This window comes from Nitrospira sp. MA-1, assembly GCA_032139905.1.
Classification (GTDB): Bacteria; Nitrospirota; Nitrospiria; order Nitrospirales; family UBA8639; genus Nitrospira_E.
This window is the reverse complement of sequence record JAQJDB010000005.1, coordinates 553,702-575,143: the sequence shown is the minus strand read 5'-3', so window position 1 is coordinate 575,143 and position 21,442 is coordinate 553,702. Positions and strand designations below refer to the sequence as shown.

18 protein-coding genes are annotated in these 21,442 nt (G+C 50.1%); 3 read left to right on the top strand and 15 right to left on the bottom strand.

What is annotated here, in order from left to right:
- Window positions 1-211: 211 nt before the first annotated feature.
- From PJI16_06985 to PJI16_06940, 10 genes are all read right to left on the bottom strand, one after another.
- Entirely contained in the window at window positions 212-1,813 is a 1,602-nt protein-coding gene (locus PJI16_06985) for a peptide chain release factor 3 (GenBank protein MDT3777300.1), read from the bottom strand.
- Between the two features lie 30 nt (window positions 1,814-1,843).
- Window positions 1,844-3,193 carry a TolC family protein gene (locus PJI16_06980; GenBank protein MDT3777299.1) on the bottom strand — a complete coding sequence of 450 codons (1,350 nt, stop codon included), beginning with the start codon at window positions 3,191-3,193 and terminating at the stop codon, window positions 1,844-1,846.
- A 16-nt stretch (window positions 3,194-3,209) separates the two neighbouring features.
- Window positions 3,210-6,464 carry an efflux RND transporter permease subunit gene (locus tag PJI16_06975; protein MDT3777298.1) on the bottom strand — a complete coding sequence of 1,085 codons (3,255 nt, stop codon included), beginning with the start codon at window positions 6,462-6,464 and terminating at the stop codon, window positions 3,210-3,212.
- Window positions 6,461-7,567 (bottom strand): efflux RND transporter periplasmic adaptor subunit, encoded by a 1,107-nt coding sequence (locus PJI16_06970; protein ID MDT3777297.1) that lies wholly within the window; start codon window positions 7,565-7,567, stop codon window positions 6,461-6,463. The genes PJI16_06975 and PJI16_06970 overlap by 4 nt, the downstream gene beginning before the upstream one ends.
- Before the next feature lie 19 nt (window positions 7,568-7,586).
- Window positions 7,587-8,222, bottom strand: a complete 636-nt coding sequence (locus PJI16_06965) for a TetR/AcrR family transcriptional regulator (GenBank protein MDT3777296.1) — start codon at window positions 8,220-8,222, stop codon at window positions 7,587-7,589.
- 594 nt (window positions 8,223-8,816) lie between these two features.
- Window positions 8,817-9,317, bottom strand: a complete 501-nt coding sequence (locus tag PJI16_06960) for a hypothetical protein (protein ID MDT3777295.1) — start codon at window positions 9,315-9,317, stop codon at window positions 8,817-8,819.
- 191 nt (window positions 9,318-9,508) lie between these two features.
- The gene (locus tag PJI16_06955; GenBank protein MDT3777294.1) at window positions 9,509-10,858 is read right to left on the bottom strand and encodes a HAMP domain-containing sensor histidine kinase; all 1,350 of its coding nucleotides are present in this window, start codon (window positions 10,856-10,858) and stop codon (window positions 9,509-9,511) included.
- Complete coding sequence (locus PJI16_06950; protein MDT3777293.1) at window positions 10,848-11,519, bottom strand: response regulator transcription factor; 672 nt, start codon at window positions 11,517-11,519, stop codon at window positions 10,848-10,850. Before PJI16_06950 ends, PJI16_06955 begins: the two co-directional genes overlap by 11 nt.
- 28 nt (window positions 11,520-11,547) lie before the next feature.
- The gene (locus tag PJI16_06945) at window positions 11,548-11,895 is read right to left on the bottom strand and encodes a PepSY domain-containing protein (protein MDT3777292.1); all 348 of its coding nucleotides are present in this window, start codon (window positions 11,893-11,895) and stop codon (window positions 11,548-11,550) included.
- Window positions 11,896-12,333: 438 nt separating this feature from the next.
- Window positions 12,334-13,119 (bottom strand): hypothetical protein, encoded by a 786-nt coding sequence (locus PJI16_06940; GenBank protein MDT3777291.1) that lies wholly within the window; start codon window positions 13,117-13,119, stop codon window positions 12,334-12,336.
- Window positions 13,120-13,429: 310 nt separating this feature from the next.
- Here PJI16_06940 and PJI16_06935 point away from each other — a divergent pair, with 310 nt between their 5' ends.
- Together PJI16_06935 and PJI16_06930 are read left to right on the top strand one after the other, a co-directional pair.
- Complete coding sequence (locus tag PJI16_06935; GenBank protein ID MDT3777290.1) at window positions 13,430-13,885, top strand: NirD/YgiW/YdeI family stress tolerance protein; 456 nt, start codon at window positions 13,430-13,432, stop codon at window positions 13,883-13,885.
- A gap of 244 nt (window positions 13,886-14,129) precedes the next feature.
- Window positions 14,130-14,351 (top strand): hypothetical protein, encoded by a 222-nt coding sequence (locus PJI16_06930; GenBank protein ID MDT3777289.1) that lies wholly within the window; start codon window positions 14,130-14,132, stop codon window positions 14,349-14,351.
- Between the two features lie 339 nt (window positions 14,352-14,690).
- Here the strand turns inward: PJI16_06930 and PJI16_06925 are convergent, their stop codons facing one another.
- Window positions 14,691-15,281, bottom strand: coding sequence for a DUF502 domain-containing protein (locus tag PJI16_06925; protein MDT3777288.1), 591 nt, complete (start codon window positions 15,279-15,281; stop codon window positions 14,691-14,693).
- A 248-nt stretch (window positions 15,282-15,529) separates the two neighbouring features.
- Between PJI16_06925 and PJI16_06920 the strand changes: the two genes are divergently transcribed.
- Window positions 15,530-15,784, top strand: a complete 255-nt coding sequence (locus tag PJI16_06920; protein ID MDT3777287.1) for a hypothetical protein — start codon at window positions 15,530-15,532, stop codon at window positions 15,782-15,784.
- A 465-nt stretch (window positions 15,785-16,249) separates the two neighbouring features.
- On the opposite strand, the gene PJI16_06915 is transcribed toward PJI16_06920, so the two are convergent.
- From PJI16_06915 to PJI16_06900, 4 genes are all read right to left on the bottom strand, one after another.
- A complete protein-coding gene (locus PJI16_06915) occupies window positions 16,250-17,236 on the bottom strand; it encodes an NAD-dependent epimerase/dehydratase family protein (protein MDT3777286.1) in 987 nt (328 codons plus the stop codon).
- Between the two features lie 143 nt (window positions 17,237-17,379).
- Window positions 17,380-18,693 (bottom strand): trypsin-like peptidase domain-containing protein, encoded by a 1,314-nt coding sequence (locus PJI16_06910; GenBank protein MDT3777285.1) that lies wholly within the window; start codon window positions 18,691-18,693, stop codon window positions 17,380-17,382.
- 266 nt (window positions 18,694-18,959) lie between these two features.
- Complete coding sequence (locus PJI16_06905) at window positions 18,960-20,471, bottom strand: toll/interleukin-1 receptor domain-containing protein (GenBank protein MDT3777284.1); 1,512 nt, start codon at window positions 20,469-20,471, stop codon at window positions 18,960-18,962.
- Between the two features lie 19 nt (window positions 20,472-20,490).
- Entirely contained in the window at window positions 20,491-21,267 is a 777-nt protein-coding gene (locus tag PJI16_06900) for a hypothetical protein (GenBank protein ID MDT3777283.1), read from the bottom strand.
- Window positions 21,268-21,442 lie beyond the last annotated feature (175 nt).

Sequence of the window (21,442 nt, the reverse complement as noted above, 5' to 3'; positions counted from 1 at the left end):
AGAAGATTCGAATTATTGAACAGAGGGTGGGTTCTGATTTTGAAGATCACAATGCGTCCCTTGAGTTCCATCTGAATATTCATAAGTCTCACAAGGATGTCCATTTTCATCCAGGGAACTCCCTACATATTGACCATGCTCTCCCCAACACCCTCCCAGAAGACCAGATAAAATTACCGGCCCTAAAACCTCCCTAACTGAACTCATGCATCTACCCCATATCCCTAAAACTATGCTCGGGATTGCGTTCGGCGGCGAAGTTTTTCGACCACGAGCTGCGAAACAGGACGACGGCGCGGTCCCGGCTGTCTTTGACGACCAGGGCATCTGATGGCGGTTTAAAGGCCTCCACATCGCCCACCAACCAGGCACTGGATTCATAGGGCAACACATCCACCACCACCTTGACGCGGTATTCGCTTTGTAGACGAAATTCCAATACATCAAACTGGAGTTTTCCGACGGCAGCTACAAAAGATTCCAGGCCATCCAGACTCCGAAGGATTTGAATGGTCCCTTCCCTGGCGAGTTGCTCGATCCCTTTGTCGAACGACTTCCGCATGGTGGTATCAGTGGGGCGCACACGGGCAAAGACTTCCGGTTGAAATTGTGGAAGCGGTTTGTAATTAAACGCGTCCGCCACCGAAATCGTGTCGCCAATCTGAAAAATCCCTGGATTGATAATCCCAATGACATCACCGGGATATGCCACATCGACCGTATTGCGTTCCTTCGCCACCATACTATGGGGCCTTGAGAGCCGCACCTCCGTGTTGGTCCGATGATGTTTCACCACCACATCCCGCTCAAATCGCCCGGAACAGACCCGTAAAAAGGCCGTACTATCGCGATGGCGTGGATTCATATTGGCCTGGAGTTTAAACACATAGGCGCTGAATGGTGTCTCCACCGGATCGATCATCATTTCACGGCCATCCGGGGTATCCGCTAATCGACCGTGAGCGGAAGGGGCGAATTCCACAAACGCATCGAAAAATGCTTCCACGCCGAAATTGGTCATAGCTGATCCAAAGAAGACCGGCGTGACTTTTCCATTTTGAAACTCATCTTTCGAAAACGGATTCCCGGCAATATCCAGCAATTCCAGATCATGCATCAATTCATCCCAGATATACCCGGCCATCCGGTTTTTCACTGAGGGGTCGTCCAACGAGAGTTCCATGAGGTCCGGTTTCGACGCCCCTCCCGCAGCCGTTTTGGTATAGAGCAACACCTTTCTGGTTTGCCGATTCACGACCCCGAGAAAGTCTTGTCCCGACCCGATGGGCCAGTTGATGGGACTGGCATGAATGCCCAATACGTCTTCCACTTCTGCCATGAGATCCAGCGGGGCCCGTCCCGGCAAGTCCATCTTGTTAATGAAGGTCAATACGGGAATCTGGCGAAGACGGCAGACTTCAAACAATTTTCGTGTTTGCGTTTCAACGCCCTTGGCGGCGTCAATAACCATGATCGCGCTATCGGCCGCCGTGAGTGTCCGGTAAGTATCCTCGCAAAAATCCTGATGGCCTGGCGTATCCAACACGTTGATAACCGCCCGTTTATAGGGAAATTGCATCGCCGAGGCGGTGATGGAAATTCCGCGCTCCTGCTCCATTTCCATCCAATCCGACGTGGCCATTTTCCGGTTTTTCCGCCCTCCTACCATACCGGCGGTGCGCACCAGCCCTGAGTAGAGCAGGAGTTTTTCGGTCAAGGTGGTTTTGCCGGCGTCCGGATGGCTGATGATGGCAAAGGTCCGACGCTTATTCGCTTCTGAGCGGATTTCTTGTTTGAGTTGGATGGTCGTCATATTACCTTTTGGGCGAATAGGCCCGATCGATTATAATTTCTCCAACTGACCCTGCGCCCGGGCCAGGCTCAGGCGAGAGGCATTAAAGGTGAAGAGGCCTTCAATCAAATTATCTCTGGCTTGTGCCACACGGGTTTGCGCGTCGGTGACTTCGAGATTGGTGGCAACACCGACCGCAAACCGTTCACGGGATAATTCCAATTCCGTGAGAGAAAATTTCAAACCTTCTTCCGCAACCGCCACTTGCTGTTTGGCCGAACTCAATGTGATCAGCGCATCGCGCACTTCCAAACCCACCTGATATTGTACATCCTGTGTCCTGATTGCTTCCTGCCTGACGAGACTGCGACTCTCTGAAATTCTGGCTTCCCGCATTCCCCCATCGAAAATCGGCACCCTCATTAATACCTGGACATTGTCGGTGGTCAACGCATTGGGGATTTGATTACCAATCATGCCCACATCGCCCAAGGCCTGAATGGAGGGCACCCGTTCGTTGGTCACGGAACTTAACGTCAGGGAAGCCAGTCGCTCACGATTCTGCTGTGCCTTCAGTTCAGTCCGGTTTTCTTTTGCCACCTGCAAGGCTTCTCCAACGGATTGTTCAGAGACGTTTTCTAATTTCATGACATCGGTAAGCACCAACTGCACATCGAACGACAACCCCATCGCCCGAATGAGATTAAGTTTGGCACGATCCCGGTCATTTTCAGAGACCAATAATCGCTGCCTGGCGTTTTCCAATTGAACCTTCGCCCTCGTCACATCAAGGCTGGTCGCCATGCCCGCGGATTTTCGTTCGGCCGCCAAACGCAGTAATTCCTTATTCAGCGCCACATCCGCCATGCGAGCATTCACTGCCGCTTTGGCTCGAAGCGTTTCCAAATAAATCAGACCTGTCGTCGCCATGGTATCCCGTTTAGTGACTTCTGCATCCAATCCTGCCACATCGACTCCCGCCTTGGCAGCCCGCCATTTTTGGATGAGACTCAAACTGAACACATTCTGGGTGAGAAAGGCCCGCATTTCGTAAAAATCCCTGGGACCGACGACGGTGGCATTCGAGCCAAAGGACCCTGTAAAGAATCGACGCCGGGCGGCGCCTGCCGTTCCTGAAAGATTGGGCAATAATTCGCCAAGTTGAGTATTGGCTCTATCCTGCGCCTGTGCAATACGTTCTTTAAACAACCGGACCGTGGGATTTTGATCGACGGCGGCCTCCATGGCTTCCCGCAAACTCAACCGCAACTCGGGAAGATCCCGAGCCGTGGAAGATTCCAGCGGAGTAGCCCACGTCACCGGGCTGGATCCGCCCGACACTCCGATGCTCACCACAAATAGCAACACCACCTTCGAAACCTGTCCTACCATCATATCCATTCCCTTCGCCTCTTGACTACAGAGAGCCTCCCGAGGGTTGTTGAGCCACCAATTGAGGCTTTCTTTTCACTGCCCATTTGCGTTGCGTATCAATGACCAAAGTAAACAAAGCCGGAATGACAATAAGAGTGAACACCGTGGAGACCAAGAGGCCACCCAGGACCACACTCCCGATCCCCCGGTACAGCTCGGATCCCGCGCCAGACGAGACCACAAGCGGAAAAAGGCCAAAGAGCGTCGTGAGTGTCGTCATCATAATCGGCCGGACGCGGATTTTGACGGATTCACGAATCGCCTCCCGAAGCGGTAATCCTTGCCACAATTCTTCTTCAATCGAATCCGTCTGGTCCCGTCCCTTCATGAAATTTAAGGCCTGGTGCACCACCAGAATGGCATTATTAACTACCACCCCGATGAGAATGACAAAACCTAACATCGTCAACACATCCAATGGCTGGTAGGCAATAAAATTATTGACCAGAGAAAGCCCCAGAAAACCACCGGCTGCGGCAAACGGCACCGTAAATATAATCACCAGGGGATAGAGAAAACTTTCGAACAAGGCAGCCATCAACAAATAAGTAATCGTAAAGGCCAAGAGAAAATTCCATTTTAACGCCTCATAGGTTTCGGTGAGATCATCAGCCGTCCCCGACAACCGGACATTATACAAACGTCCTAACGTCCCACTTTCTTTCAATGGCCCAAGGATTTTCGTTCGAATGACATCCATCGCCTCCTCCAGCGCCATCTCAACGGGCGGGATCACCTGAATGACAATGGATCGTTCCCGTTCAATATGATTAATTTGTTCCGGCCCGGAGACTAATGTGACATCGGCAATATTGCCGACCGTCGTCAACTGCCCGCCTTTGGTATAAATCGGAATGGAATTGAGCGACTGCGTCTGATTGGCATACCGATCGACCCCACGAATCGTCAGATCAACTTCATCGCCCTCAAATTGGTAGTCGCTGGCCTTTGCCCCATCGACCAGGGCGTCTATTGTAAATCCGAGTTCCTGATTGGTCATCTGCACATCGGCTGCCCGATCCCGTTTCAGGGTGACACGGACTTCCGGGCTTCCCAAATCCAAACTGGGAATAGGCCTGACCTGCGCCTCGGGCAGCACCCCTTTTACCTGACCGAAGACTTGAATACCCAACCCCACCAGCGTATCCAGCTCCGGCCCGGTAATTTCAATATCAATATTTCGTCCCTCGCCCAGGCCACGTTCAAACAGGCCGCGTTGGGTGATAATACCAATCACGCCTGGAAGATCGGCCGTGGCTCGGCGAAATAGAGGGATCAATTCTTTGACTCGGTCGGGATCATTCGTCCGACCACCCATAAAGACCGATCGCCCACGCGCCACATAGAAAAAATTGGCAATGCTGGGTCCATCCAAGGCAGCTTCTTCCGGGGAACCAGGCTTCGCGTCCCAATACGGGCCTAAGGTCGATTCAATCGGCTTTCCCATTTTGACAAATTCGTTGGCGTTATAACCCGGCGGAGGCAGCAGAATACCGATGACCAGGTTCCGGTTTCCCTGAGGAAGATATTCCGCCTTCGGCAACAAAGCCCAGCTTCCCACCATGGCAAGCGAGGTGAACCCCAAAATGGTCACACTTCGCCAGAACACACTTCCACTGAGGTCATAGACGAGAGATCCCAATGCCTCTTTGATACGGTCCAACCCGGAAGGCCGTCTTTCCGACAAGCCCTTTTCCGCCAATGTTGATGGATCCCAAGCAGTGGCAGCTTCTCTTTTTTTTGATTTCTTGACCGTCTTTAAGACTCTGGCAGATAACGAAGGAATCACGGTCATTGACACCACCAGGCTCAAGCCCACACCCGCACTAATCGCAATGGCAATGTCTCGGAATAACTGGCCCGATTGTTCTTCCATAAACACAATGGGCACAAATACCGCAATCGTGGTGAGGGTACTGGCCAGCACTGCCCCCCAAACCTCGACAGTGCCATCATAGGCAGATTGAAATAACGATTTTCCCAATTCCCGGTGACGGTAAATATTTTCCAGCACCACAATCGAATTATCCACCAACATACCGGCAGCGAACGTCATTCCCGCTAAACTGATGACATTGAAATTCCGGCCCAACGCCCACAGCATAATAAACGTTCCCATCATGCTGATCGGAATGGCCAGACCGACCACCAGGGTGCTACTGCCCGTGCGGAGGAATAGATACAGGATGGAGATCGCCAAGACACTCCCGACGATTAAATTTTGCTGGACAAGAGATAGTGAACGGTTAATGTAAATGGTTTCATCATAGACCTGAAATAACTGAAACCCTCGTGCATTCAACGTTTCTTCATTGAGCTCAAGAGCAGCCTCGCGCAGACCGTCCATGGCTTCCAACACATTCGCGCCGGTCTGCCGAATCGCGTTGATCGCGATGGCGGGATGGCCTTTTTGTCGCACCACAACGGTTGGATCCTTGTAATCAATATGGGCGGTCGCCACATCCCGCACATACACCGACGCGCCATCACGCCTGGCAATAATGACATTTTCCACATCCTGGGGATTAAGATATTCCCCCACCGTACGTACGACATACGACCGCTTCCCCTCATCGAAATCCCCGGCACTGTAATCCCGATTCTCCTGATCTAACGCTCGAGCCAGATCCATAATGGTTAACGCTCTGGACGCTAATTTAGCCGGATCGACCGTCACCCGAAGCTCCCGCTCCCGCCCGCCGTAGACATTCGAAGCGGCAACACCCTTGACCCGTTCGAAACGGGCCTTGATGATATCCTCTGCAAAATCCCGCATGGTTTCAATATTGACGGGATTACCTTCCAAGGTGTCTAAAATAAACCAGGCCATGGCGGCCCCACGGGTATCCGCACTGCTAATGACGGGTTCATCCGCCTCAAGCGGATACTCCTTGACCTGATTCAACCGGTTGGAGACTTGGAGTAAGGCCGTGTCGGTATTCGTTCCTGTGGGAAATCGAAGAATGACTTTTCCCTGACCATAGGAACTTTCGCTGAACATTTTCTCCAGGCCTTCGACACCTTTGAGTTGCTCTTCCTGCTCATCAATGATTTCCCGCTCGACTTCATGCGGGCTTCCCCCAGGCCACATGGTATCCACGGTGACTTCATGTTTTTCCACATCGGGTGCCAATTGAACCGGGAGCTTCACCAACGCCACAATGCCGAACAACACCACTAAGAGCACACCCACTGCGGTGCTGACCGGATAACGGATAGCGGAATGAACCAGATTCATGTTTCTGTCGGCTCCTCTAATATCCTGACCGATTGACCGGGCAGGAGGCGCTCATTCCCTTCCACGACTATCTGCATGCCTTCTTCAATAGCTCCCTGTACTTCAACCACGTCCTCAAAATGGGCTATGGGAATCACCGTGACCTGCGTGACGGTATTATTATCAACAATAAAGGCGAATTCCTTGCCCCCTTTGAGCACCAACGCATCCTTGGGTATCACGACCGCCTGGTAAGGAGCGCCCACGGCTAACTTCACCCGTGCGACCATCCCGCTTTTAATGCGTAAATCCGGATTGGCCAGCACAACCTTGACCGGAAATGTCCGTGCCGACCGATCGGCTTGCGCGACGACGGAAAAGACTGTTCCTTCGACCTCATCCCCAGGCAAGGCATCGAACACCGCCATCACTGGATCCCCGACCCTGACATCCCGCACATATTCTTCCGGAAGCGGCACTTGCACCTCGACCTGAGACAGGTCCACCAATTCCACCACCGGTCCACCCTCTTCGACCCATTGGCCGATTTCCGTATATTCTTTCGTGATCCAACCGGAAAAAGGCGCCAGAATTCTTGATTTCGTCACTTGATCACGTACCAGTCGAATTTCCGCTTCTAATTGAATCAGCCGCTTTTCTAGAGCGCTTTCTTCAACAACCGCATCGTCCATTTCTTTTTGAGTTACCAATTCCTTGGCAAACAACATCTTGCTTCGGTCCAAATCCCTCTGGGCCTGTTCATGGCGAGTTTTGGATTCACGATGCGAAGCCACTGCCGAGTCAAGACGAATGTCCAGGGTGTCTGTTCGAAGACTGGCGAGCAGTTGTCCTGTCTTAACAAACTGACCTTCCTTACCGGGAAAGGCCTTGACCAGGCCTGCCACTTCACTGGCCACAAGGCTTCGCTTGCGTGGCTCCGCTGTTCCCACCAATGAAACCGATCGCTGAACCTGCTTACTCAAAACGGTCACGACCTTGACCGGCGAGGGCGGACGTCCCGTTGGCGGCTGGGCGGCCTCCTGTTCGCTGCACCCCTGCAATCCCTGCACAGCTAGGATCAGGCCAAACACCAACCAGATGCGGCTTTTAGGCAGATATGTCATACGTTTATATTGACCTTTTTCATGTTGAATTCCCGAGGCCGTTAAGCAACAAGGACCCTAACCACTCGCCTTTGTCCACAAGTGATTCTTTCGGGCCTGACTGGAGAATCCAAAGATAGATGGTGGAGTTTAACATGCCATGAAAGGCCAAAGAGGTATCTTTGGGATTCACTTTGCGGAATTCTCCGGTCTTGATACCCTCCTTGATGAGATTCGCGACGAGATCAATTTGCGCCAAGTACCGTTTCCACACCCGCTCGCCAAACGCGCTTTTCACCGTCCATTCAAACCCGCTCCACTCGGAAACATAAATACGGAAGAACGCACGGTTTTGATCAGCGAAGGCTAACTTTACCTGAATCACTGCACGTAATTTTTCCTGGGCAGGGAGACGGCTTTGCGTCGCTTCTTCCAAAAGGCGGAGTAAATCCTCCACCTTGGCTTCCACCAGAGAGATATAAATGTCTTCTTTGCTCTTAAAAAACCGGTACACCGTCCCCATGGCAAATTGAGCATCCTCCGCAATCTCGGCCATGCTGGTTTTGAAAAACCCGTTCTGAGAAAACTTTCGCTCAGCAGCTAAGAGTATTTCCTCCCGCCGGGCTTCATATTCCCGCTGCTTTCGTTGTGCCCGAGGATTGGAAATCACTTTCATAAATGACCTTTTACTGAAAAAGTTCTAGCCAGCTTTGAATACCTATTCTAAAATATGAATACTCATTCCACAACATGACATTCTGATTCCATTCCTTTTCGGTCCTATTGGTCCTTTTCTGATAGGAAAAATTTACCGGGAATCCTATTTCCTGAGTAGAACTCTGATTTTGAGCTACCTTAGGGTCACTTTACAGCCATTTTGCCCTATCACTGAGCAGAGGAAGGGTAGCCCAAGATCTGATCCACCCCCCTCTCATTCCTTAATCATTCATCCATCTATTTTAATAGGAGAAAAAGAGAAGGATAACACCCGGGCAGAACGCCGAAATCTCCGGCCAATCCCTTTCCAGATGTGGAAGATATATGCCTGGAGTGACAAGATAGGGAAGATGATGTGAGAAGACCGGCTCCCTCAAATTCTCGGGAGTCCTACAAAAGGGGGCTCATGGGAAGATAGCCGAAATGAGATTACAGACACCCTATAACGATCTGGGAGGGATATAGGTGGCCCTTCCTAAATTAGTTTAGTTTTTTTGTACTTGCAACCCACCCATTCGGTTGGCTCTGAATTAAAGATTACCCCCACCATGTCCTACAACTTAGTCTCTTCGCGAAAGTATCCTAAAAACAGATTTCCGCAAAGAAGAACAACGCCTATCAATAAACCTCCCACACCCGTGTACACGAATATTTCCGTCAGAAAATGGCCATGAGCCGGACCACGCCCGATCGAGGGGGCCAAGAGAAACATGGTCAGCCAGGAAAGTGGATACAAGCTGCTGAGGCCGAGAAAAATTGCGGAATTTTTTTTGTATCTGGATTTCATTCCAGACAACATGGTGAGTATGATCAGTCCCAGGGAAAAGGCGGCAATACCCGTTGCATGGAAGTGCGCACGTTGCGCATATCGCCAGATCTTATCCGCACTTTTGGCATCATGTACTGCCGGATTCGCTTCAATGCCCTGTTTAATATAATCTTTATACAGATCTTCATTGATACCGAAGAGAATTCCCATTCCCACACCAAACATCAGTCCCAACAGCACGAGGCCCAGTCCAATTTTTACAACTTGAATCTCTTTGGTCATCATGTTCACTTCCCATCTCCAATCGCTCTGTTATAAATAATGTATGCCCATCGCACGTTTCTTGAAATCCATCTTCTACTCTTCACATAAATACGGTCATGAGGATGATGACATATGCCCAATCCCTACTTGTCAGTTCACCGAAAGTGTGAGCCCGTTGATTTGCTCAGACAGGTGAGCATGGAGCTTGTGGATCACAACAGCTCATCCACTGCGGGCCATTCTAGATTCGCGCGCACGCCTCCCAACGTCGATCGGTCCAAGTACAATGAGCCGCCATACAGCATGACAATATCAAAAACGATGTCCAACCCCAGACCGCTACCCGGTATGGCTTCATCGAGCCTGCGTCCTCGTTGAATGACCACAGCTTCCTGGCCTTCGGGGATACCAGGACCATCATCTTCCACAATCACCCGCCATTTGTCCCCCGCCCACTCTCCACGAATCTGAACTTCTTTTTTGGCCCATTTACAGGCGTTGTCTATAAGATTGCCCAACATTTCTTCTAAATCCTGGACATCGCCATGAAAGTAAATCTCCTCCAGCCCTATGACATGAATGTTGAGGGCTTTGCCCTTGTAAAGATGATCCATCGAAAAACGCAAATCCTCGGCTATGGTCCCGACAGGCGTTCGGATACCCACAAATCCGTTCGCCCCCGCCGCTCTAGCCCTTGAAAGATACCGATGCACCGAGTGGGTCATGTTCTTCAGTTGTTCTCCCAGCAGACTCCCCTGCTCTCCCTCCATGGTACGAGCCTCATTCGTCAGGACCGTTAAAGGATTCTTCAGCGCATGCGCTAAATTTGCCGTTTGAGTTCGAGCTCGGTCGAGGAGAGCCGCATTATGATCCAGAAGCGCATTTAATTCGGAGACAACCGGTTGCACTTCCCCTGGAAAGCTTTCCGGAAGCCTGGCTGTTTTTCCCAATCGGGTTTCCGCCAAGGCCTGTTGTAACCGGGAAAGCGGGCGTAACCCGATTCGAATCTGAAAAAACACGGCACCCACTAATCCTACCCCCAATGCGATCAACGTGACTAACAACATTTTAGAAAATTCGTGGACATCCTGATCAATATTGGAAACGGGGCCTGCCACCACAAACGTAAAGGAGGCATTTGAATCAGGCAGGGTGACATTTTCAACGAGACCACGTAGCGGCATTCCGGCAGGCCCCGTGAGAGCCTGATGTTGCAAACCGGTCCCAATGCCCGGATCGACGACCTCAAGGGTATGCTGCCAGAGGGAGCGGGAGCGGGCAACCAATTTCCCATTTTCGAGGATCTGCCAGTACCAACCGGATAGGGGCCGGTGAAAGCGAAGATTGGAAGGAGTCCAGGTCATCTCTAACACTCCGGACTTGGTAGAAATATCACTGGCCGCAATATTGCCCTTAAGCTGATCAAACAAAAAATCATCAAAACGACGTTCAACATGGGAGCGAAAGAGAAGGATGAGCAGCACACCGACCACCACAAGAGTCAGCACCACCCACACGCTCGATAGAGTCAGCAGGCGCAGGGCAAGCGTATTACGTTTCATGAACAAACTCGGTGAGTTGGTATCCCTTACCCCGATGGGTGCTGATAAATGAGGATCCTAACTTCCTTCTCAATCGATTGATTAGAACTTCAATCACATTAGAATCCAAATCAAAGTCCTGATTGTAGATATGTTCCGTGAGTTCGGTTTTAGAAATGATGGCATGAGGATGATGGAGAAAATACGATAAGGTACGAAATTCCAGGGCAGTCAACTCCACGGGGTGACCGTGAATGGTCACCCGCTGGCTACTCGTATCGAGGGAAACTGACCCCCAAGTCAGGACTGCGTTGGCGTGGCCCGCAGCCCGCCGAATGAGAGCCTCAATCCGGGCCACGACTTCTTCAATTTCAAAGGGTTTGGTAAGATAATCATCCGCGCCCGCACGCAAACCCAACACTTTTTCCCGCCAAGTATCCCTCGCGGTTAAAATAAGAATGGGCATCGTGCGTCCCGCTTGGCGCCAACGTTGTAACACGGTCAAACCTTCACATTTTGGAAGACCCAGATCAAGAATCACCGCGTCATAGGATTCCGTCTGACCGTAAAACTCTCCTTGCTCACCATCAGGAGCTACATCCACGACATACGCTGCCCGCTGCAGCGCATCGACTATTTGCCTGGCCACTTGGGAGTTATCTTCAACAACGAGTACTCTCATGAGATAAACGGGGGACAGAGGGTGCTTATCATGGTGAGGGATCTCGCTGCCCTTTGACCATGAGAACCGCCATTGTTTTGGCGTCGTAGTCGATTTTCAAAACATTGCCCTGCGGGGTCAGAAGCTTGACCTCATAAATCCAGCGCAAATTCTCCTCTTCTAATTCCAACTCAAGAATGATTCCCTCAAACTCTTTTTGCACCTTTTGGAACAATTGTTCGACAGGAACCACTTCCGCCTTTAATTGTTGATACCCGGGAATGTCGTCATCCGGATAAGCTGGTGGGAGAAATCCGAACAGGCCGATCATAACCCCGACGATCCACGGTAATGCAATCCTATCGTTTTTGGATATTTTCTGTCGATCAAGGTTCATTTTCTCTTCCTCCTTTCCCTTTGCGGCCATATGGGAAAACCTCTCTGGAGCAAAATCTTATCATGACCAACCTTACGCCAAGCTTAAAATTCCGTTAAGCGCCAAATCAGGACATAAGACCTACCGGATTTATCATCATTCACAAAAAACACACCCAGAGGATCAACACGTCATGAACGGTAGTCGAAAGGGTGAATATTCTCGAAGGCAAGAGACAGCAAAAACGGCCATCGAGGACGACAAATAGGGCGTGAAGAAGCCCAGGACCGCGACGACCCATAGGTCAAATCGAGCCCACCGATACGAAGGTTTCCCTCTGACATAACTTTCATTTTTTCCCATCCAGCCCCCCTCCTCATCATCCCTCCGGAATATACGTTGAGGAGTTTCAGGAAGGTTTTATCGATTTGGGCATTCTATGGGTGCATAAACAATGGATCAAAATCCGAAAATAACCCGTGCAGCAGCAACTGAAAAATTCTGATGTTCTGTTCTTTCCATCCCGAATCCGAATTGTATTTTTGCATGTTTGGCTAAACGAACATGCAGTTGGGGCATCACTAACAATAAATCAGGGCGCTTTGGTCGAGATTCCCAATTCATCTCTAATCCCATATGAAATTTTTTCGAGAATGAATAAATAAGGTTGCCATTCACCAATCCCTCAAGATGCCCGTGAGACCCGATGTCCGTCAGGCGCAATCCCGTCATATTCAACATACTCCAATGCCGATTGAACTGATATCCAAATACGTAGAGCAGATCATTCTCAAACCCTCCACCACCTTTAAACTCTCCAGGATCACCTTCAAACTCTCCACTCGCATCTTCAAACTGTGCAAGATGCCTATGGTATTCCCCGATGTATTGCCAGCCGTGAATAAACCGACTATTTCGGAGAAAATCAAAGGTACCTTGCAATCCCAGTTTATAGGCTTTCACGACACCATTTTGCATCGGTAACTCAAATTCAATCCCATAGCCATCTGCAAAGGCGTACTCGAATTCAGGATTGAATCTCATGGCATCGTCTTTGAAATTATATTGAGACAGGGCATTGAACTCGTACTCATTTTTATGGGCTCCCAAGGGTAACACCAAATCAAACACCATGGGCTCGGGGAGACGAGGGGAGTCGCTATATGTTCCACGTTCAGAGGCGTGGATTATATTCGAAATAGTCATGAGAAGAAGAAACCAGACTGCAATTAATGAATTGTTCATTCCTAATTTTCTCTCCGTCCCTGCTCCATAAATCCATAACCCTGCTCCTATCTAGAACCGCATCCTAACGATCCAACATTTAAGCCAGGCTGAAATGCATTTTCAGCGTGGCTTCAGGATGCTGGAGGTACAATCCCAAAAGAATCATGACAGGCTTGAGACACACAGAAAGGAGGTTCAGGGAATAGTCGGAGAGGTCAACGGACCCATCATTTGGCATGTAGAGGGTTGGATGATTGGTTGGGCTATCAGCCGAAACAAGCCTTAGGTGCCTTACACCTCAAACCTTTTTCAACCAAGGAGAAACATTATGAGCAAACACATTATCTTCATGACCGTCGGATTTCTTTTATTCAGTACTCTCACTCTCTGGGCGAAATTCCAGGGACCAGGAACGCCTGGCATTACGAGCATATCTGCCGCTCAAGAGGCGGTTGATGATTCCTGGGTGGTGCTTAGCGGCACCATTCTTCGCCAAGTGGGAGAAGAACGCTACCTTTTTCGGGATCCTACTGGGACAATGATCGTCGAAATCGATCACGAAGATTGGGGAAACGTCACCGCCAACCCGGAAACCATCCTGCGAGTATCGGGAGAAATCGATCGAGAATGGGGGACCACGGAAATTGAAGTGAAACAAATCGAGATGGAGATCGTCTCAAGTCCAGACCTGAGTCGGTTGCAATCGGACCATTCCGTTCCGACCAACCCAATTGACGGCATGCCGACTTCAGACCAGAGCGTAACCCTGCATCAACTGCATTAAGGAGGAACGGTCTATCAAGACTTCACACCCTCCATCAATTGGTGGAGGGTGTGAGCAACAGAATTGCCGGAATGTTGATCCTGAATGCATTTTCGTAATCAGGTCCCGACATAGCATGTAACCTTAGCAGATTAACCGAGCAGATCTTTTATAACGATTTAGATGATACGCATGAAGATCAGAACCGTATGGCACTTTTAACCATCAGAAGATCCTCGTAGATTCAGCCAACCAAGGAGGACATATGAACCACCTATATATGCCTGGCGAAACCCATGCCTGGGATACCCCCGGACAAATCTTTACCTGGCTTCAGGAACAGCGTTATCAGGTTTTTAGTATTCTATATGATGACCAATGGTATGTAGGTGAAGCTCGTGATTCGGACGGCACATGGGTTGAATTGAAGGTCACACCCAAAACCAGAACCATCTTTGCGTGGAAATTCTTCGAAGAACCCTGCTGAAATCTTTGGTAGGGTGGATAGATTGCCTAGACCAGCTGATTGAAGTCCTACAGAGAATGAGACGGCAAGAGGACTATGCTTCCAAAATTCGTGAGAGCCCTGCTTCTTAGATTTGGCACTTTGCGTTCTGGGAATAGAGTATCATGAATATTTCAGAGGCCTAACTAGGTCAGAGAGTGATGTCGAAATTCTTGAGTAACAAGGGGTAGGGGTGAGGTAATGTTTGAATTGAACAAAATATTCCTTCAGAAAAATTGTCTGGTTATCCTAATTCCCGTCAATGAACTTACCATCGAACTCACTCACATTCTTATGAGGAGATTTCCTGTGCACCTACCCCTACCTATTCTCTCCACCGGAGACCCCTCCGGACAATATAAATGCCATGACATCCGCGCTTTCCGCCTCAAGTGGACGAACCTGCATTTTTGGAAAGACCAGAACATGTCCGGCAAAATTATAAGATTGCGGAAAATAAACGGCCACATGGTCAAGCAGGCCGAGAAATTCCAAATCCGTTCGAGTCACAAAACCCACCACCTCCGCATACCCACCCGGCGAAAGAGTCACGACCACAGGCTGATCGAAGCGACGCTTTTCCCCCATAAACGCCGCTATCAGGTCCTTGAGTGAAGTGTAGAGAATTTTGACGAAGGGCGCTTTGACCAACACCCGTTCCAACACATCCAACATTTTTTGCACAAACACGGTGGACGCATACCGGCCGGTCAAGGTGATTAAACCGACCGTGACCAGAAATCCCACACCCGGGATGGGAATATTCAGCCAGCCATCAATGGTTTGAAGCACCAACCACGCCACATACAATGTCGTCACAACCGGGACCAGGATTAAGAGACCTTCAAAAAAATTCCTGGCCAGATCGTTCACATTGATATTGTCCCAAAATTTGGGTCGTTGTAATTCCATATCAGTCTACCCCCATAAGAAAGTGATTACCCGCATGCCCAGCTCACAAGATTGAGACATTATGAAAACTCCCCATTCCTGGGAAAAATGATACATGGACAGACCGTCTCCCAGTTAAGGAAAGTACCCCACCGCCAAAAGTCACACAAACGTCGGACGGAGGTCAACATGGGGAATGGTGGGTGGTTACAGGGGACAGGGCAATGCAGTACAATCGCCTCAACACATTCTTAACAGGGAGAGCAGGCATGGCACAAAGCAGTTCCGGAACGACACCAGCAGCAACCGATTCCCAGGAAACAGAAATCCTATACGTCGTGATTCAAAGGGATGGCAAGCAGGTCAGTGCCAAATGGGGACTCCATCCAAATCTTAAAGAGGAGTTGAAACCCGAAGAATGGAAGGAGCTGACCGAAGTGATGGGAAAGGTCACCACACTCGTAGGAGGCCGTTTTTCACAAGTCTTAAACAAGGCCGAAGAAGAATCAGGAGGCACCGCGTAAGCCAGACCATCTGTCCTTTTGACTCGAGATCCGGAAGGTCACATTCCCCACGACCGGCTATATCCTGATTTTCTCAAACCCCTTCTTGCTCGTTTTCTCAGGACTCTTAGGGCAAGATTCACTCTCAGTGCCTCATATTGCACTTCTGCTGGCTGGCTCTCAACTATCCAAAGAGAAGAGCTAAGAGCAGCGGTGGCGCATCGGAACATTCCACTCGCTCTCTGTTTAGAAAAAGCTTGAAATGGATATGTCGGACAATGCCAGATAAATTCTGAGCGAGCAACAAATGAATTCACCTCAGATAGATATTGTCATCCTGAGGGAACCGAAGGATCTCGCACAGTCGTGGCACTTCAACCCAGGTACAGACCCTTGGCCATTGGATCAATATGACAGGCGAATTGACGTGCCCTGCAATCACAATTGGCCCATCCAAGGTCTGACCATGAAATTAAAATTTTTACCCTAGAGGTACCCATTTTCCCGAAACCAGGTAACGGCATCTTTAATTGCCCCTTGGGTGTCACTCTGCGGATAATCCAATTCTCGCCGAGCTTTTGAGCAATCGTAATGCTGCATTTGCGCCATCACTTCGACAAAAAAGGCAGGCACAAAGGGGGGCCGGCGTAAGAGAGAACGTGAAACCCACTCCCCGACTTTTGCTCCCCAACGGGCGAGAGCCAATGGAACCGGAAAGAAAGGAGGCGGCACTCCAATTTCCTGCGCAATGAGTTCATTCAAGTCCTTTTGTGTCGTATTCCAGTGACCTACGAGATAGCGTTCCCCGACACGACCGCGTTCTGCCGCCCGGATCATGGCCACGGCCACATCGCGCACATCAATAACATTCACCCGGCCGGGGATATATACCGGCATCCGCCCTTTCGCGACCATGAGAATATGAGTGCCGCTTGTCGGGCGCTGATCGTAAGGGCCGAAAAACTCCGTCGGGATCACCACCACTGCGGGAATACCCCGGTGAACTGATTGCAGAATCTTTTCTTCCATGGCGGCCTTGGCCATGAGATACGGATTGTTCGTATATCGAGTTGAAAATTGACAAGTTTCATTGGCTGGATGGCCGATTGTTTTGGGAAATCCCACAGTCGTGAGCGTACTGGCGAAAACGAGTCGGTCCACTCTGGCCGCACGAACGGCTGCTAACACGAGTGCCGTTTCTTTCAGAGCCTGCCCCTTGGCCAGCTCAACCGGAATTGTCGCCGACGGATAATACCCGGCGGTATGATAGACCACATCCCTTCCTTCACAAGCCAGGCGCAAGGACTCTCCATCATTGAGGTCGCCCACCACACGTTCAATATTCAGACCGTCAATGGTGAAGGTGTTGCTGGTGGATCTATGCAGCACACGAACCTGGTCCCCCCGCTCAAGTAGGGCGCGAACGACATTCGCTCCAAGTTGCCCGGTTCCACCAATAACCAACGATTTCATCTGAAACCTCCGTCGAGATATCGTGGAGAAAGCCTTCTTTCAGGACGGGTTGAACATTCCCTGTCCGGCTGGACAAATGGGATCTGGACACCGACACAGGTTTGCACGATTGCGGTAAAGATATACAGGGAACTGAATGATCCCTACTGCCCAAAACCCTGAATGGCGTTCCACGCATCATTGCCTGGTAAACCAAAGGAGGCGGGAGAATCTTCCGATCGAACCAATGAGAGACTAATAGGAATCATATTGGAAAAATCCTGGAAGGTCCCGGTTAAGGTTCTCCCATCATCGGATATCGTGGTTGCAGATTGGCCCATCGTTCCCAACACAGTCCGATAGAAAATGGATAATTGGTTGCCTTGCAATTGTCCTTCTCCCTCGGCGGTCACCATGGTTCCCAACACACTGGTAGTCACCTCTCTCATGACCACCCGATCTCCAATTTGTTGCAGGACATAGACCACGGTCGGTTCATCCGGGTTTTTCCAGATACCTGTCACATCAACCACGGCTCCTTCCTGGAGAGTCGCGTTCAACGCCCGACGTTCGCCGGGAAGAAGTTCGACATTCATAAACCAAGGTCGATAGCCTTTCTTTTTGACCGCCACCTCGTATTCATCGGGAGATAATTGACCCACGACGACTGGTCCCTGTGTGGTGTTTCCCACAAATTCATCATCAACAAACACCTCCGCATCCTTGGGAACGGTGGTAACAACCAACGCGGCCAATTTCTTTCCAGTTAATTCATCGGTATCTGTGATGCTCCCCGGTGAAATATTTTTGGGTTCAATCCTGACTTGACGGCTAAACCCCGGCCAATTATCAACGGTGAATTGAGCAATTTGAGACGGCTTGGCATTACCAAACTGCCGGATAATTTCCACAATGACACCGATGACTTTTCCCCGGTAAAGCAATGGTCCTCCAGAGTTCCCTTCTTCAACCGCACCAGAAAACTTGAGAATGGGTCCGTCAAATCCAGACAGAGTCCCTCGGGTTACCGCCCATGGATTGCCACCAACCTGTGGAAACCCGATCACCCGCACGTCTTCACCCCCATGCAATTGACTCTGGGTATCCCACTCTAACATCTCCACGTCATCGGGGAGATCTCCGCCCACTTTCAACAGGGCCAACCCTCTGGGATCCCCGCCTTCTTTATTGATCACCTCAGCGACCAACGGTTCTTCTTGATGAGAAAAAAAAGTAACGGTGATTGACTGAGGGACTTCAGCCTCTCCCTCAATCACATGTGAAGCGGTCACAATAAACAGATGTTTTTTCCCCTGTCCAGCCACAAAGCCGGTTCCGACCTTTTGCCTCTTGGCGAATTGAGCCGTGATCTTGACCACACCCTTTTTCAGCTTGTCGATATCCACCTCGGACAAGACCGGTGGGACCATACCCAACATGGCAATAAGAAAAAAAATCAGAAAACGGATGAATAGCATGGGCAAGTCCTATACTCTGTCATAAGGTTCACATACCCCCGTAATCTTGTCACAACAATCCTAAGAAACCAAGACCATTCACCCAGAACTCGTGCAATGGAATGAAGAAAGTTCGGCAGAAGTCATCATCTCTTTTTCCTCCCAAAATTTTCCTGAATCTGCCCTTTCATATAAACGCGATGATGATTTCATCTGTGATGAAACTTAATGTTAATCAACCCAAACAATCTTTTCTTCGTACACTTTTTTTCATCCAGGAATGACACCTAAAATCCGATTATTTTCTTGACTGGTTCAAATAAAGGGCTATATCGAATTCGATCGAAGAGGGTGGGGCGAAGGTCCTGTGGATTACCGGCTGTCCCCGTTTTGACATAGCCGGCCTTCCCCTTCAGATCCACCATGAATGTATGGCTGACCGGGTCAATGCTGATGGACGTGATTTCAAAATGGTCCAGGTCATCCAGGGTTAGAAATGCATTCATTCCAACCGGCACCGAAGGCATCCCGTGGGGACTCATATATTCTACGGTTCCAGAAAAGTCCTCTGGCGGTTTGCGTTCACCGGTACCAGGATCCTGCCAGGAAAAGTCTACAGATTGAATCGGCAACACTGAACCGGAAATGGGTTTCTTGGCTGTGGTTTCTTTTTCTTTCAACACCAGGACAAAGGCCTGGTCCTGTCCAAACAGTTCGATCGTTCCCGGCTTCTGTTCAAAAATGATTTGATAGGTCAGCTCCTGATCTTGGGGAAAGGGTATAGAGAGTCCCGGAGATGCCTTCATTCCTGTCTCAAGAAGTTGAACGGCATGAATCCTGGACATCACCACTCGCTGTCGCCCTTGCTTCGCTCGGATCGACCAGGTGAGGGCATTGTCATTGGAAACCTCCATACTCACCAGGGCCTCGTCGGTAAGCACGATCCCATCGAGTTGTCCCGCAGCCGCAGACTTATCCTCCGTGGTTTCGATCGTGATTTCCGAGGAGATGCTGGGCCTGTCCGCTGCAAATTGTACGGTCCGCCCATTGATCGGCAAATCCAGCCAGGCTTTCGGTGGATAACTATCCGACGTCATATCATAATCAGCGGGATCAGCGACGAGCAGCCTGTCCGGAGTGACGGAAAGCTTTCCGACGTTTTCAACCGTCAGGGAGTCAAAGGTTATGGCATCGGTCAGTCGCTTATTATCCAAACCGGGAGCCACCGTAAATTCAATACGAGCCGTCTCAACATGGACGGAAATCACCGGGGCCACTCGCACAAATGAACTGCCGATAAGCAGAAGGGCAAAAATACCGCCCACCATCGTCCTGATCCCCAAAAGGGCCACCACCTTCCCCACCACGGACGCTTTTGTGGAAGAAGCCTCCGGGAATTCTACGGACTTCCCCTCTAATTTTGCTTTGATGACGCCGAGAAGAATCTCAAATTCTTTGGACCTGGACGACCCATTCCATCCAAGAAAACACAAGGCCTGAATACCTGTAAACGCTAATGGGATAGCATTGGCCTCCAACATGACCGGTACGACCTTTTCTTTAATCAAGGCTTCCCGAGCCTCGGCCCGCACCCATCGGGAATCTTTTGCGTGCCCCGTCCATAACACCACCACACATTTCGCGTCGGCCAATGCGTCTTCAATGGTTTTATCCCACTCGCTGCCCACTTGAATCTGGCGATCCCACCAAACCGAGATCCCCGACTGCTCCAAGCCATCCGCCAATTGTTGGGCCACAGGTCGATCCTCACTGGCGTAACTGATGAACACGTCTTTCATTCCTGAAGGGGTACTCTCGTTATGGGGTTACAATGGGCTGATGATAGAAATGAATTTCTTTGAAAATGGTTTGATTCGTCGAAAGCGAAAACCCGCTGATGTCCAGTTTATAGAATCCGGCCTCCGCATCTTTGGCGTTCCAATGAGTGGTAAAGGGGCGCCCGGCACGTTTCCTTCTGAACATTTGCGTCTCCACTTCTTGTCCTGTGGCTTCCCGGGTGATGGTCGCCATCAATCGCGCATCTTCACCGGTTTTCAAGGTAAAGAAATAGCCATCAATTTCAGATGGTGCATCCTTGTGGTAAAGCACCGCAGGCGCCACTCGCTCTAAACTGGAGGTCGTCTCGGCATCCAGGCGAACCAGGGCTCCCAATTCATAGAGATCAAGTTTGGGAGTTAGTTGTCTCAGGACAGGATCGGTCGGCCAGGCAAAGACATTCTGAAATCCCTTTTTCCAGACCCGGGCAGGTTCCACCTTATCCAACCAATAGTAGGTTCGATAATCCAGTTCGCGAACGGTCAGATACACCGCATGCTCATCATCTAGATAAAATTGAAGCTTCACTCCATTTGGAAAGTTGTCAGAGGAGACCGTTTCCTGATAGTCGGCCAAAACTGAAATCAATTCGATATTCAATCCCGAGACCGGCTTCGGTTTGACGCCTTCCTTCCAACTGCCCGATTGCTCCTGACGCCTTATTTGATACTCTAAATCCGGTTGAGCCCAGAGTAACGATGGGACCGCTGCGAGGAAAACCAGAGTCAGGAATAGACCATACGCATATCGTTTTATCACAACGTTCTGCTCCGCCTCGCCAATGGGGTAAAATCTCATAATCTGAAGACGTTCGAGTGAGAAACCCGAATATCGATGTCGAGAAGTCTAACGCGGACGAGAAAACGAATCTAGAGGAACAAAGGATTCGGGCAACGGCCTAATGTTCTACACACATCGCCATTCAGGTAGTTTT

Coding starts and splice junctions, on each gene's coding strand:
- PJI16_06985 (MDT3777300.1), bottom strand. CDS start 1,813: ATGACGACCATCCAACTCAAACAAGAAATCCGCTCAGAAGCGAATAAG.
- PJI16_06980 (MDT3777299.1), bottom strand. CDS start 3,193: ATGGATATGATGGTAGGACAGGTTTCGAAGGTGGTGTTGCTATTTGTG.
- PJI16_06975 (MDT3777298.1), bottom strand. CDS start 6,464: ATGAATCTGGTTCATTCCGCTATCCGTTATCCGGTCAGCACCGCAGTG.
- PJI16_06970 (MDT3777297.1), bottom strand. CDS start 7,567: ATGACATATCTGCCTAAAAGCCGCATCTGGTTGGTGTTTGGCCTGATC.
- PJI16_06965 (MDT3777296.1), bottom strand. CDS start 8,222: ATGAAAGTGATTTCCAATCCTCGGGCACAACGAAAGCAGCGGGAATAT.
- PJI16_06960 (MDT3777295.1), bottom strand. CDS start 9,317: ATGATGACCAAAGAGATTCAAGTTGTAAAAATTGGACTGGGCCTCGTG.
- PJI16_06955 (MDT3777294.1), bottom strand. CDS start 10,858: ATGAAACGTAATACGCTTGCCCTGCGCCTGCTGACTCTATCGAGCGTG.
- PJI16_06950 (MDT3777293.1), bottom strand. CDS start 11,519: ATGAGAGTACTCGTTGTTGAAGATAACTCCCAAGTGGCCAGGCAAATA.
- PJI16_06945 (MDT3777292.1), bottom strand. CDS start 11,895: ATGAACCTTGATCGACAGAAAATATCCAAAAACGATAGGATTGCATTA.
- PJI16_06940 (MDT3777291.1), bottom strand. CDS start 13,119: ATGAACAATTCATTAATTGCAGTCTGGTTTCTTCTTCTCATGACTATT.
- PJI16_06935 (MDT3777290.1), top strand. CDS start 13,430: ATGAGCAAACACATTATCTTCATGACCGTCGGATTTCTTTTATTCAGT.
- PJI16_06930 (MDT3777289.1), top strand. CDS start 14,130: ATGAACCACCTATATATGCCTGGCGAAACCCATGCCTGGGATACCCCC.
- PJI16_06925 (MDT3777288.1), bottom strand. CDS start 15,281: ATGGAATTACAACGACCCAAATTTTGGGACAATATCAATGTGAACGAT.
- PJI16_06920 (MDT3777287.1), top strand. CDS start 15,530: ATGGCACAAAGCAGTTCCGGAACGACACCAGCAGCAACCGATTCCCAG.
- PJI16_06915 (MDT3777286.1), bottom strand. CDS start 17,236: ATGAAATCGTTGGTTATTGGTGGAACCGGGCAACTTGGAGCGAATGTC.
- PJI16_06910 (MDT3777285.1), bottom strand. CDS start 18,693: ATGCTATTCATCCGTTTTCTGATTTTTTTTCTTATTGCCATGTTGGGT.
- PJI16_06905 (MDT3777284.1), bottom strand. CDS start 20,471: ATGAAAGACGTGTTCATCAGTTACGCCAGTGAGGATCGACCTGTGGCC.